The organism is Mesorhizobium sp. WSM4833 (genome assembly GCF_055811095.1).
On the sequence record NZ_JBVVQG010000004.1, the window covers coordinates 231909 to 244629 of the forward strand.

A 12721-nucleotide genomic window follows, 5' to 3' on the forward strand; every position below is an offset into this window, starting at 1 on the left:
TCGCTACTTGCCGCGGCGGCGCAGGCCGTCGAAGTAGACGATGATGATGATCAGCGCGCCGGTGATGATGCGCTGCCAGAACGAATTGACGTTGAGCAGGTTGGCGCCGTTGTTGATGGTGGCCAGGATGAAGGCGCCGAGCAGCGGCCCATGCACCGAGCCGACGGCGCCGAACAGCGAGGTGCCGCCGATGACCGACGACGCGATCGCCTGCAGTTCCCAGCCCTCGGCCTGCGTCGGGTTGCCGATGCCGATGCGGGCGGCCAGCAGCACGCCGACGAAGGCGGCGCACAGGCCCGACAGCGTGTAGGCCATGTAGATGGTGCGCTGGACATTGACGCCGGACAGGCGCGAGGCCTCGGCGTTGGAGCCGACCGAAAACAAGTATCTGCCCCAGCGGCTGTGGTGCAGGAAGATATAGGCCGGAATGCCGACCAGGATCACCATCCAGAACAGGTTGGGGATGCCGATGAAGGAATTGCGCGAGAAGGCGGTGAAGGTGTCGCTGTTGATGTTGATCGAATTGCCGTTGGTCATCAAAAGGCCGATGCCGCGCAGCGAGGTCAACGTCGCCAGCGTGATGATGAAGGGCGGCAGGCCCATCTTGACGATACCGAAGCCGTGGAACATGCCGATGGCGACACCGACCAGCAGCGTCACCAGAATGGCGAGCCAGATGGGGAAGCCGGCATTGATCATCATGGCCACGACCACGGTGGCGAAGCCGACCACGGCGCCGACCGACAGATCGATGCCGCCGGTGATGATGACGAAGGTCTGGCCGACCGCCATGATGGCGATCATCGAGCCCTGGCGCAGGAGATTGGCTATGTTGTTGGCCGAGGCGAAGCTCGTCGTCGTCACGGAGAGGAGGATCCAGAGCAGAACCAGCAGCGCCAATAGCGTCAGCCCGAACAGGACATTATAGTTGCGCTTCGGTTTTTCGACGGCGATCGCCTCGGTGCTCATATCTGTCCTCCCAGCTTTTCTTGTTTCTCGGCGAGCGCCTGAGTGAGAATATCCTCGTGGCTGGCGGCGTGAAAACCGTGCGTCGCCACCAGTTTGCCGCGCCGGAACACATGCAGCGTATCGGCGAGTTCATAGACTTCCGGCAGATAGGACGAGATCAGGATGATGCCGGCGCCCTTTGACAAAAGCGCGCCGAACAGGCGGTAGATCTCGGCCTTGGTGCCGACATCGACGCCGACGGTCGGTTCGTCGAAGATGAACAGCTTGGCGCCGTGCGCCAGCCATTTGCCGATGACGATCTTCTGCTGGTTGCCGCCCGACAGGCTGGATGCCAGCGCGCCACGTGTCGGTGTCTTGATGCGCAGATCGGCGATCTGGCGATCGGCCTGCGTCTTCTCCTGCGTGCTCGAAATCAGCAGATTGTTCGAGATGCGCTTGTAGATCGGCAGGCTGAGGTTGAAGCCGACCGGCAGGTTGAGGCAGAGGCCCTGGTCGCGGCGGCTCTCCGGCGCCAGCGCCATGCCGAGCTTGATCGCGTCATGTTCGGAATTGACCTGTACCTCCTTGCCTTGCCAGAGGATCTGGCCGGCGGATTTGCGGTGGCGGCCGTAGAGCGTGGTGACGAACTCGCTGCGTCCGGCGCCGATCAGCCCATAGAGTCCGACGATCTCGCCGGCGCGGACCGTCATCGAGACATTTTCGAAGCCCTTGCCGGACAGGTTTTTCGCCTCGATGATGGCGGCGCCCGGCGTGAAATGCTCCTTGTGATAGACCTGCTCGATCGAGCGGTTGATCATCATCTTGACCAGTTCGGCATCGTTGGTCTCTGCGATATTGCGGGTGCCGACCAGCGTGCCGTCGCGCAGCACGGATACCCGGTCGGCGAGTTCGAACACTTCCTCCATGCGGTGGCTGATGTAGATGATCGTCACGCCTTCGCCCTTCAGACGGCGGATCAGCGTGAAGAGCTGGTCGGCTTCCTTGCGGGTGAGGTAGGCGGTCGGCTCGTCGAAGATCAGGAATTTGGTGCCGCGCACGGTGGCGCGGGCGGCGGCTATCAGCTGCTGCTGGCCGATGGTCAGGTCGCCGAGCGTGACATGCGCCGGCAGGTCGAAGCCGAGGTCGTCGATGATCGTCTGCGCCTGCCTGACCATGGCGCGCTGCTGCAGGATGCCGAAGCGCGAATTCTCCTCGCCGAGGAACATGTTGGCGGCGACCGTCAGGTGACGGCACAGCACGACTTCCTGGTGCACGGCATTGATGCCGAGCGCCATCGCCTCGTGCGGCGTCGCCAGGGCGGCCGGCTGGCCCTCCCAGACAATCTCTCCGGAGGTGCGCGGCATGACGCCGGTCAGAAGCTTGATGAGCGTGGATTTGCCGGCGCCGTTTTCGCCGACGATGGCGTGGATCTCACCGGACTTGAAGGTGAGGTCGACCGGTTTCAGCGCGTGGGTGCCGGGATAGCGCTTCTCCAGCCCACGCAATTCGAGGATAGTCCGCCCCTGTTCCAGAACGGGTGCGGGATGCAGTTCCTGCGCCGTCGAAATCATGACAATCCTCCCAGATTGGCCTCCCAGATTGGCCTCCCGGGTTGGCTTCCCAGGCTGGCCTCACGATTGGCACGCGGCGAGGCAGGGATATGCCTCGAAAACAGCCTGGCTCAGGCGTGCGGATTGCCAAGCCGTTTGTGCGGCAGTTTGTGTCTCCGGGGCGAGGTGCCCCGGAGACGATTGCGGATGCGACGGCTCAGAGCTTCGGATTGAGCAGCGCGTCGATCTTGGGGTCTTTCATGTTGTCCTTGGTCACCAGATTGGCGCCGGTGTCGACATTGGCTTCGACCTTCTCGCCCTTGGAGGCGGCGAGCGCGGTCTTGATGCCGTCATAGCCCATCCGGTACGGATCCTGGACGACGAGGGCGGAAATGACGCCGTCGTTGAGGAACTTGATCAGCTTCTCGTCGCTGTCGAAACCGACCAGCGCCAGCTTGCCGCCAAGGTTGTTTTCCGCGACGGCCTGGCCGACGCCCTGCGCCATGATCAGGTTGGAAGCGAAGATGCCTTTGAGGTTCGGGTCGGCGGTGATCAGGTCGGTGGCGATGTTGAGGCCGGTGGTGGCCTGGCCGTCGGCATATTTGTCGGCAACCAGCTTGAGGCCCGGATATTTGGCGGCCAGCTGTTCGGTGAAGCCCTGCTTGCGCTGCTCAAGCGAGCCGGCGCCAGGTGCGTTGGTGATCAGGGCGACGTCGCCCTCGATCTTGCCGCCGTTGGCGGCGCCGATGGCGGCTGCGAGGCCGTCGGCAGCGACGCGGCCGCCCTGGACGTTGTCGGTGGTCAGGAACGAGGTGAAGGCCTTGGAGTCGGCACCGGAGTCGATGCCGATGACCTTCACCTTGGCAGCGGCTTCATCGATCGGCTTGCCGAGCGCCTTGAACTCGGTCGGCGCAATGACGATGGCCGCCGGGTTGCTGGCAACGGCGTTCTCGAGGATCGAGACCTGGCCGTTGACGTCGGTTTCAGCCTGGGCGCCGAGTTCCGGCACGTTGACGCCGAGATCCTTGCCGGCCTTGCGGGCGCCGGCCAGAACGATCTGCCAGTAGAAGGACGTGGTGTCCTTGACGATGATCGGAATGGTGACGTCCGCCGCCGAAACCGGCGCCGGATGCATGACGCCGGCGAGCATTGAAGCTGCTGCCAGCGCCATGACGGCGCGGCGGTTGAGAATGTTGGTCACGAATTTCATGAGGTTTCCTCCCTAAGTCGCCCGGTGAACGATACGGAAGCTCCGTTCGGATAGGCGCGGTCCCAAACAGAACTTTATCAATAAAAAACAGTTGCCCTGTTTTGATAGTGCATCGAACAGATCGATGCAAGCGGTGTTTGATCAGTCGTTGCGAGGTCTGGCAGAGGCAGATCCCCAGCCCTGTTCTCCCATTGGCGCCGTCACGCTTCCGTTCCGTTCTGGGAATGTATGGAATATTAATTCCACCAATTCGTCAATATGGAATATCCATTCCTCCATGTGCCGCAGGAACATGAAGTTTCACACCAGCTCCTGCACCAGCGTGTAGGGACGATATTTGGCGTATTCCGTTTCCGGTACGTCGATGTCGAGCAGCTCGAGGTTGCGCGTCAGATTTGCCAGCTTGGCGGTGCCGGTCAGTACGGTGGCGACGGCAGCTTCATGCAAGGGGAATTGGAACGCTGCGGCGGCGAGCGGATAGCCACCCTCGGCGGCGATCCTCTCCATTGCGCCGACGCGGTCGAGCACGTCATGGCTGGCGGGGCGGTAGTCGAAATGTGCGCCTTGCACCGGGCCGGTTGCCAGGATGCCGGAGTTGAACACGCCGCCAATGACCAAGGAGGTCTGCTGTGCCCGGCATAGCGGCAGCAACTCCGCTTCGGCACTGCGGTCGAGCAAGGAATAGCGGCTGGCAAGCAGGATGCAGTCGAGCGGCGCCCGGCGCATCACATCCAGGCAGATCTGCACCTCGTTGACGCCAAGCCCATAGGCGGAAATGACGCCAGTCCGTTTCAGCTCTTCGAGTGCCTTGAGGCCGCCATCCATCAGGTCGCGAAAATGCAGCTTGGTCTTCTCGATACCATGGGTGTAGGCGCCGATGTCGTGGACAAACAGGATGTCTATCCTGTTTAGGCCAAGCCGCGCATAGCTGAACTCGACCGACCGCATAATGCCGTCATAGGAATAGTCGTAGTCGAACGCGAAGGGCAGCGGATCGACATAGGAGTGATCGGGAACCTGATCGTCCGGCACCGGGCGAAACAGCCGGCCGACCTTGGTCGACAGCACATAGGAATCGCGCGGCTTGTAACGCAGGAAGTCGCCGAAGCGGCGCTCCGACAGTCCGAAACCGTAGAAGGGTGCGGTGTCGAAATAGCGCAGGCCGGCATCCCAGGCGCCCTGCAGCGTCTCCATCGCCGCTTCGCGCGAACAGGCGCGGTAAAGGCCGCCAAGTGCGGCGCCGCCGAAACTGACTTCGGTGACCTCCAGAGCTGTCCGACCGATACGGCGTTTTTCCATGCAAAACCTCCCCGTTGCCCGCCGCTGACCGGCGCGCAGTCTACTTTATATCAGTAAAATCTAAAGTGTTGCGCCCAGATGCCAGGGCACGAACTCGTTGTCGCCGTAGCCGAAGTCCTCGCTCTTGGTCTTGCGGCCGGAAGCCGTTTCGACGATCAGTTCGAAGATCTCGCGGCCCATGCCGGCGATGGTCTTTTCACCCGAGGCGATGACGCCGCAATTGACGTCCATGTCCTCTTCCATCTGGTGGTACATGGTCGAGTTGGTGGCGACCTTGATCGACGGCGTCGGACGGCAGCCGAAGCAGGAGCCGCGGCCGGTGGTGAAGACGATGACGTTGGCGCCGCCCGCCACCTGGCCGGTCGCCGAAACCGGGTCGTAGCCAGGCGTATCCATGAACACCAGGCCACTGCCGGTGACTTTTTCGGCGTAACCGAAGACGCCGTTGAGCGGCGTCTGGCCGCCCTTGGCGACCGCACCGAGGGACTTCTCCAGGATGGTGGTGAGGCCGCCGCGCTTGTTGCCGGGCGAGGGATTGTTGTCGATCGAGGCGCCATGCTTGGCGACGTGGTCCTCCCACCACTTCACGAAGCCGTCGAGCTTCTGCGCGATCTCCGGCGTTGCCGCGCGGTAGGCAAGCAGATGCTCGGCGCCGTAGATTTCCGTGGTCTCGGAGAGGATGCCGATACCGCCAACGCCGGCCAGGATGTCGACAGCCGCGCCCAGCGCCGGATTGGCCGTGATGCCCGACATGCCGTCGGACCCGCCGCATTGCAGCCCGACGACGATCTCGCTGACCGGGATCGGCTCACGCTTCAGCTGACCGACTTCCTCGGCGATCTCGGCCAGCACGCCCATTGCTTTTTCCACCGATTTGCGTGAACCGCCGGCGTCCTGGATGTTGAAGTGGCGCTTACCGGCAGCGACGCCCTTCTGGCCGTAGAGGGTGAGCTGGTTGACCTCGCAGCCGAGGCCAACCATCAGCACACCGCCGAAATTCGGGTGGCGGGCGTAGCCGGCGAGCGTACGGTGCAGCACCATCATGCCGTCGCCGGTGCCGCTCATGCCGCAGCCCTGGCCGTGCACGATCGGCACGAAGCCGTCGATGCCGGGATATTTCGGCAAAAGCGTGCGGTTGGCGGTGTCGGCGATGGAATGGCAGACGGTGGCCGAGCAATTGACGCTGGCGACGATGCCGATGAAGTTGCGCGTGCCGGCGCGGCCATCGGCGCGGCGATAGCCCATGAAGGTTCTGATACGGTCGGCCTCCGTCGCGTGCTCGGCCTCGCTCGGGGGCACGACCGGCAAGCGGCCGGATTCGAAAACCAGATTGTGCGAATGCACGTGCTCGCCCGGCGCGATGTCCTGTGTCGCGCGACCGATCGCCTGGGCGTATTTCACCACGGCCTCGCCGGCGGCGATCGGCTTGATCGCCACCTTGTGGCCGGGCTCGATCAGCGCACTGGCGACGGCACCGCCCGGCAGCGCGGTGCCGATCTCAATGCGGCCGTTGGCGACGGCGACATTGTCGGCGGGGGACAGAAGAATGCAGTTGGAGGCGTTCACGGGCGGTTTCCTGGGTGATCCTGGGTTGCGCGGGGCGGATTGACACGCGCCTGTTTAGAGATATTGTCTTTTATCGTGAAAAAACAGTTTTGCGTCAATTGTTTTTTCGTGGGGAGTTCCGCATGTCTCCGGGTTGTTCCGGGAAGCAATTTCGCTTCTCAGAGCCATGCGAACGTCATATTGCGCTTCAAACCGTCCGCTGCAAGCGACGGCGTGCAACGGGTCAGGGATGTCGAAGAGCAACAACGTCTACAAGGATGCCTACAACCGCTGCCTGCGGCTGCTCGACGAAACGCGCAGCCTGCCTTCGGAGCCGGAACTGGGCACCTTGCTTGGCGTCAGCCGTACCACGGTGCGCACCATTCTCGCGCGCATGGAAGAGACCGGGCTGATCGCCTGGAACAAGCGCGCCAAGACGGTGCTGCGCGAACCGCTTCCCGATGATTTCTTCCCCGAGGAAGAGACAGACACGCTGGCCGAGATCATCGAACGGTCGTTCATGCGTCGGCTGCTCGCCGGCGGCGCCGAAGCCGGCATGCAGATCAACGAACTCGAACTGGCGCGTGAGATCGGCGTCGGCACCACCAGCGTGCGCGAGTTCCTGATCCGCTTCTCCCGCTTCGGCCTGATCGAGAAACGTCGCAACAGTCATTGGGTGCTGAAGGGCTTTACGCGCGCCTTCGCGCTGGAGCTGACCGAAATCCGCGAGATGTTCGAACTGCGCTCGGCGGCCGCCTTTGCCGCTTTACCGCAGGACAGCGCGGTCTGGACCGATCTCGACCGCCTGGAAGACGAGCATCGCCAGTTGGCAAACGACATTGCCGCCCGCTTCACGGAGTTCTCCGAACTCGACGAGCGCTTCCACCGGCTGATCCACCGGGCATCGCGCAATCGCTTCATCGTCGATTTCTACGATGTCATCGCCATGATCTTCCACTACCATTACCAGTGGAACAAGGCGCAGGAACGCGAGCGCAACGAAGTCGCGATCGGCGAGCATCTGGTCTACATAGAAGCGCTGAAATCACGCGATCTCGGCAAGGTCGACGCCGCTTGCCGCAAGCATTTGAAATCGGCGCGCCAGACATTGCTGACCTCGATCCCGGAGAGCCGGTCGCTGCAAAAACACTGAGCCGCATCGCGGCTCGGAGCCTTGTTTCATGCATGTCGTTGTCCCAAAACCGCTATACACTTCTGGGCGACATGCCTTGGGTCTGCCGCGTTGCCGCCGCGGCGATTTGGCGATTTTCCACCCGCCGGCCCCGTGCTAGATATGGTTGGTTGCTGCGAAGAGGCAGGGCTTTGGGCGTATCGAGGAGACGATGGAGCATGCCGGTCGCGCTTGTCGCGGCCTATCTGCTGTTGCTCCAGTCGACGCTTGGTGCATTCGCCTTCGGCGCCGGTCCCAATGCATCGCAACTCGACGCTTTCGGCAACGTCATCTGTACCCATGAAGGCGCAACCCAGCTTCCGGGCGGCAACCAGCCGCCGTCCCATCTGCCGGCATGCTGCGTGCTCGGCTGCAGCATGGTTTCGGCGGCCTTTGCGCCGCCGCCCAATGCCGGTCTGGCGCCGGGCAGCCTTTCCTTTGAAACGGTCGCCTTTGTCTTCCCGGCGGCCATCCATCTCGACTTTGCGCGTGAGCGCTCGCCGTCGAACCCGCGCGCGCCGCCGCTGACGGCCTGAGCCTGTTTGCCCGGCGGAACCTTTCGTGGGCGTACCCATCCAAAGATCTAACTGCTCGCGACCGGCAACGGCGCGACCTTCACTTCATGGAGCAACCATGTCCTATTTTTTCCCTGACGCCGCGCGTCCTATGGCCGGCAGCATTCTACGCGGCATCGAAGAGCGTGTCGGCATTGCCGTGCTGGCTCTTGCGCTGCTGTTCACAGGCGCCCAGTCCGTCCTCGCGCATGAGTTCAAGGTTGGCGATCTTGAGATCGGCCACCCCTGGTCGCGCGCCACGCCGGCCGGCGCCAAAGTGGCCGGCGGTTATTTCACCATCACCAACAAGGGCAGTGCGCCGGATCGGCTGGTGTCGATTTCCTCCGATGTCTCCGAAAAGGCCGAGCTGCATGAGATGGGCGTCAAGGACGGCGTCATGACCATGCGGCCGGTTGCCGGCGGCCTGGAAATTCCGGCCGGCGGCAAGGTAGCCCTTGCACCTGGCGGCTATCATTTGATGTTCATGGGCCTGAAGCGGCAACCCAAACAGGGCGAAAAGTTCTCCGCCACCCTGACCTTCGAAAAGGCCGGCGCCGTCAGCGTCGATTTCGCCGTCGAAGGCATGGGCGGCGGCGCCGTGGACGATCACGCCAATTGACCGCGCCAGCTCGACAAATCTTGAAAATCCGAGGGACCATCATGAACAAATATCTTTTGTCGGCCGGCGCACTTCTCGCGCTCGGAACCAGCGCCGCCTTCGCGCATATCACGTTCGAAACCCAGGAGGCGGCGGTCGGCTCGACCTACAAGGCCGTTTTGCGCGTGCCGCATGGCTGCGACGGCAAGGCGACGACCGCCGTGCGCGTGCAGATTCCGGAAGGGGTGATCGCGATCAAGCCGATGCCGAAGCCCGGCTGGACGCTGCAGACCAAGAAGGGCAAGTACGAGAAATCCTACCAGCTCTACGGTCAGGCGGTGACCGATGGGGTCAAGGAGGTCGACTGGAGCGGCGGCAACCTGCCCGATGAATTCTATGACGAGTTCGTTTTCCGCGCGACGCTGACGGCGGACCTCCCCGTCGGCCAAAAACTCTATTTCCCGGTCGTGCAGGAATGCGACGGTGCAGCCGATCGCTGGATCGAGATTCCAGCGGCAGGGCAGGATGAAGACGCACTGGAAAGCCCGGCACCCGGCATCAAGCTGCTGCCGAAGAAATGATCTCCCAGGCGGCGCGCTCTTTCGAGTGCGCCGCTCTTTTTCGTGGCGGTGACATGAGCACGACCTCCCTCCTGCAAACGGCTTGCATGACCGGCAAACGCACCGGCCGGCTTGCCGTCGGCCTGTTGGCTGTGATCGTGTTTCTTGCCAGCCTTGCCGTGTCAGATCAGGCCTTTGCCCATGCCGCGCTGATCAAGACCGACCCGGCCGACGGCGCGGTGCTGGCACAGGGGCCGGCGCAGTTCTCGCTGACCTTCAGCGAGCCGGTCTCGCCTCTGGTGCTGACGCTGGTGAAGCCCGACGGCAAGCCGGTTCCACTGACCGCTTTTCGTCTCAGCGACCAGACCGTCGAGATCGACAATCCGCAGCCGCTCAAGTCCGGCACGCATGTCTTGAGCTGGCGCGTCATCTCCGCAGACGGTCATCCCGTCGGCGGATCGCTGCTGTTTTCCATCGGCGCGCCCAGCGAACCGCCGGCCGTATCCGAAGCCGTCGACTGGCCGTTGCGGTCGGCTATCTGGGCGAGCAAAATCTTTCTCTACGTCGGCCTCTTCCTCGGCGTTGGCGGCGCCTTCGCGCTTGCCTGGTTGGCCGGAAGTGCCCGTGCCGGGCAACGCTTCGTTGCAGCTGCAATCCTGAGCGGGCTGGTCGCGTCGTCCCTGTCGCTCGGATTGCAGGGGCTTGATGCACTCGGGGCGCCGCTCTCCCATCTGGCACAATCGGTCATCTGGCGGACCGGGCTCGGCACCAGCTTCGGCTGGACGGTGCTGGTCGCGCTGATCGCGCTGGGGCTTGGCCTGCTGTCGCTGGCCGGTCCCCGTGCCACCGCCAAGCCATTGGCGCTGGCCGGCCTGGCCGGGGTGGGGATTGCCCTTGCCGCCAGCGGCCATGCCAGTGCCGCCGAACCGCAATGGCTGACGCGGCCGATGGTGTTCCTGCATGGCGTCGGCATCGCGTTGTGGGCCGGCGCATTGGCCCCACTCGGGCTGGCGCTGAAGGGGCAATCGGCGGAGGCCACGCCATTCCTGCGGCGGTTTTCTTGGGCGATCCTGCCCGTGGTGGCCGTGCTTGCCGCCGCCGGCATCGTGCTTGCCGTCATCCAGGTGCAGACACCGGCGGCGCTGATCAACACCGCCTATGGAAGGCTGCTGCTGATCAAACTCGGGCTGCTGGTCTTTCTGTTCACGCTCGCCGCCGTCAATCGCTGGAAACTCACCGCGTCGGCCGAGGCGGGATCGACGGAAGTTCAACGCAGGCTGGTCCGCTCGATCGGCGTCGAACTGCTGATCGTGTTGGCTATTTTCGGCGTTGCCGCGGGCTGGCGCTTCACACCGCCGCCACGAGCGCTCGCGATTGCGGCAGCGCAACCGGTGTCGGTCCATATCCACGCGCCGCAAGCGATGGCCGATCTCAGCATCACTCCCGGCCATGCCGGCCCGGTCGTTGCTTCGATGGTCATCATGAGCGGCGATTTCGGCCCGCTCGACGCCAAGGAGGTGACGCTTGTGCTGTCAAAACCCGATTCCGGCATCGAGCCGCTGAAGCGCGCTGCGAGCAAGCCCGGTGACGGCAGCTGGCGCGTCGACAACCTCGTCATCCCGGTGCCGGGCCGGTGGACGGTGCGCATCGACATACTGGTCTCGGATTTTCAGATGGTGAAGATCGAGGCGCCCGTCGATATCAGGCCGTAAGGCCGGGCCGACACGAGCTTGGCTAGGCATCCGTGCAACACAATTCGGCGAGGCGGTTGACGTGGCCCAAAAGGCCCGTCAATCATCCCGGCAAAATCGCGGGCTTCAACCAACAAGATCCGAAAGCAGGGAAGAAACGATGGAAAAAGCCGAAATCGGCCTGATCGGCCTTGGCACGATGGGCTCCAACCTGGCGCTCAACATCGCCGAGCACGGGCACCGCATCGCCGTCTTCAACCGCACCAGGGCGCGCACCGACGCTTTCGTCGAGAATGCCGGCGCGCTCAGGGACATGGTCGTGCCCTGCTACAGCCTGGAAGAGCTTGCCGCCGCGATCCGGCCGCCGCGCCCGATCATCATCATGGTGCTGGCCGGCAAGCCGGTCGACGAACAGATCGCGGCTTTGCGTGGCGTGCTGTCGGCCAACGACATCGTCATCGACGCCGGCAACGCCAATTTCCGCGACACGATGCGGCGCTTCTCCGAGCTTTCCGGCTCGGGTCTCACCTTCATCGGCATGGGCGTGTCCGGCGGCGAGGAGGGCGCGCGCCACGGGCCGTCGATCATGGTCGGCGGCACGGAGGACTCGTGGAAGCGCGTCGAGAAGGTGCTGACGGCGATCTCCGCCAAGTTCAAGGACGAACCCTGCGCGGCATGGCTCGGCACCGACGGCGCCGGGCATTTCGTCAAGACCATCCATAACGGCATCGAATATGCCGACATGCAGATGATCGCGGAGATCTACGGCATCCTGCGCGACGGCCTGGGCATAGGCCCGAAAGAGATCGGCACGGTGTTTGCCAACTGGAACAAGGGCCGGCTCAACTCCTACCTGATCGAGATAACCGCCAAGGTGCTGGCCACTGACGATCCGAAGACCGGCAAACCGGTGGTCGACATCATCCTCGACCGCGCCGGCCAGAAGGGCACCGGCAAATGGTCGGTCATCGAGGCGCAGCAACTCGGCATTCCGGCGACGGCGATCGAGGCGGCGGTGGCGGCGCGCGTTCTGTCATCGATCAAGGACGAGCGGCTGGCGGCGGAAAAGGCCTATGGCAACATCGGCGTGACGAAGATTTCCGGTGACAAGGACGCCTTGCTGAAAGATCTGGAGCTGGCGCTGTTCGCCGGCAAGATCGCCGCCTACGCCCAAGGATTCGCGGTGATGAGCGGCGCCTCCAAGGAATTCAACTGGAACCTGCCGATGCCGACCATCGCCAGGATCTGGCGCGCCGGCTGCATCATCCGCTCGCAGATGCTCGACACCATGGCGGAAGCCTTCAGCAAGGGCGGCGCCTCGACCAACCTCCTGATGGCCCCGGCCTTCATCGCGCTGATGCAGGAAGCGCATCCGTCGCTGCGCCGCATCGTGGCGAGGGCTTCGGAGGCCGGCTCGCCGGTGCCGGCGCTGTCTTCCGCACTTGCCTATTTCGACAGCTACCGCCAGGGCCGCGGCACCTCGAACCTGATCCAGGCGCAGCGCGACTTCTTCGGCGCGCACGGCTTCGAGCGCATCGACGACAAAGGCGCGTTCCATGGGCCGTGGGGAAGCGGTGCGGCTGGCTAGCCCAAGG

General features: G+C 63.6%; 11 protein-coding genes. 6 read left to right on the forward strand and 5 right to left on the reverse strand.

Annotated features, from left to right (window positions below):
• Positions 1-3: 3 nt before the first annotated feature.
• The 5 genes from AC0L2D_RS09505 to AC0L2D_RS09525 form a co-directional block, all read right to left on the reverse strand.
• Positions 4-969, reverse strand: a complete 966-nt coding sequence (locus AC0L2D_RS09505) for an ABC transporter permease (protein WP_013529527.1) — start codon at positions 967-969, stop codon at positions 4-6.
• Positions 966-2519 carry a sugar ABC transporter ATP-binding protein gene (locus AC0L2D_RS09510; protein ID WP_473540890.1) on the reverse strand — a complete coding sequence of 518 codons (1554 nt, stop codon included), beginning with the start codon at positions 2517-2519 and terminating at the stop codon, positions 966-968. The genes AC0L2D_RS09505 and AC0L2D_RS09510 overlap by 4 nt, the downstream gene beginning before the upstream one ends.
• A 196-nt stretch (positions 2520-2715) precedes the next feature.
• On the reverse strand, positions 2716-3708 hold the full coding sequence (locus AC0L2D_RS09515) for a substrate-binding domain-containing protein (protein WP_473540891.1): 993 nt from the start codon (positions 3706-3708) through the stop codon (positions 2716-2718).
• A 300-nt stretch (positions 3709-4008) separates the two neighbouring features.
• Complete coding sequence (locus tag AC0L2D_RS09520) at positions 4009-5007, reverse strand: aldo/keto reductase (protein ID WP_473540892.1); 999 nt, start codon at positions 5005-5007, stop codon at positions 4009-4011.
• Between the two features lie 60 nt (positions 5008-5067).
• Complete coding sequence (locus AC0L2D_RS09525) at positions 5068-6573, reverse strand: UxaA family hydrolase (RefSeq protein WP_473540893.1); 1506 nt, start codon at positions 6571-6573, stop codon at positions 5068-5070.
• A 229-nt stretch (positions 6574-6802) separates the two neighbouring features.
• Between AC0L2D_RS09525 and AC0L2D_RS09530 the strand changes: the two genes are divergently transcribed.
• The 6 genes from AC0L2D_RS09530 (at position 6803) to gndA (ending at position 12714) form a co-directional block, all read left to right on the forward strand.
• A complete protein-coding gene (locus AC0L2D_RS09530) occupies positions 6803-7705 on the forward strand; it encodes a GntR family transcriptional regulator (protein ID WP_013529532.1) in 903 nt (300 codons plus the stop codon).
• 197 nt (positions 7706-7902) lie between these two features.
• Positions 7903-8259, forward strand: a complete 357-nt coding sequence (locus AC0L2D_RS09535) for a DUF2946 family protein (protein ID WP_063169028.1) — start codon at positions 7903-7905, stop codon at positions 8257-8259.
• A gap of 97 nt (positions 8260-8356) precedes the next feature.
• Entirely contained in the window at positions 8357-8896 is a 540-nt protein-coding gene (locus tag AC0L2D_RS09540) for a copper chaperone PCu(A)C (RefSeq protein ID WP_224675235.1), read from the forward strand.
• A gap of 41 nt (positions 8897-8937) precedes the next feature.
• Positions 8938-9456, forward strand: coding sequence for a YcnI family copper-binding membrane protein (locus AC0L2D_RS09545; RefSeq protein WP_013529535.1), 519 nt, complete (start codon positions 8938-8940; stop codon positions 9454-9456).
• A gap of 53 nt (positions 9457-9509) precedes the next feature.
• The gene (locus AC0L2D_RS09550) at positions 9510-11147 is read left to right on the forward strand and encodes a copper resistance CopC/CopD family protein (RefSeq protein ID WP_473540895.1); all 1638 of its coding nucleotides are present in this window, start codon (positions 9510-9512) and stop codon (positions 11145-11147) included.
• A 139-nt stretch (positions 11148-11286) separates the two neighbouring features.
• The gene (gene gndA / locus AC0L2D_RS09555) at positions 11287-12714 is read left to right on the forward strand and encodes an NADP-dependent phosphogluconate dehydrogenase (RefSeq protein WP_473540896.1); all 1428 of its coding nucleotides are present in this window, start codon (positions 11287-11289) and stop codon (positions 12712-12714) included.
• Positions 12715-12721: the final 7 nt, after the last annotated feature.

Excerpts from the sequence above, each read along its gene's own strand:
- AC0L2D_RS09505 (WP_013529527.1), bottom strand. The coding sequence starts at position 969 with ATGAGCACCGAGGCGATCGCCGTCGAAAAACCGAAGCGCAACTATAAT.
- AC0L2D_RS09540 (WP_224675235.1), top strand. The coding sequence starts at position 8,357 with ATGTCCTATTTTTTCCCTGACGCCGCGCGTCCTATGGCCGGCAGCATT.
- AC0L2D_RS09545 (WP_013529535.1), top strand. The coding sequence starts at position 8,938 with ATGAACAAATATCTTTTGTCGGCCGGCGCACTTCTCGCGCTCGGAACC.
- AC0L2D_RS09535 (WP_063169028.1), top strand. The coding sequence starts at position 7,903 with ATGCCGGTCGCGCTTGTCGCGGCCTATCTGCTGTTGCTCCAGTCGACG.
- gndA (WP_473540896.1), top strand. The coding sequence starts at position 11,287 with ATGGAAAAAGCCGAAATCGGCCTGATCGGCCTTGGCACGATGGGCTCC.
- AC0L2D_RS09515 (WP_473540891.1), bottom strand. The coding sequence starts at position 3,708 with ATGAAATTCGTGACCAACATTCTCAACCGCCGCGCCGTCATGGCGCTG.
- AC0L2D_RS09510 (WP_473540890.1), bottom strand. The coding sequence starts at position 2,519 with ATGATTTCGACGGCGCAGGAACTGCATCCCGCACCCGTTCTGGAACAG.
- AC0L2D_RS09530 (WP_013529532.1), top strand. The coding sequence starts at position 6,803 with ATGTCGAAGAGCAACAACGTCTACAAGGATGCCTACAACCGCTGCCTG.
- AC0L2D_RS09550 (WP_473540895.1), top strand. The coding sequence starts at position 9,510 with ATGAGCACGACCTCCCTCCTGCAAACGGCTTGCATGACCGGCAAACGC.
- AC0L2D_RS09520 (WP_473540892.1), bottom strand. The coding sequence starts at position 5,007 with ATGGAAAAACGCCGTATCGGTCGGACAGCTCTGGAGGTCACCGAAGTC.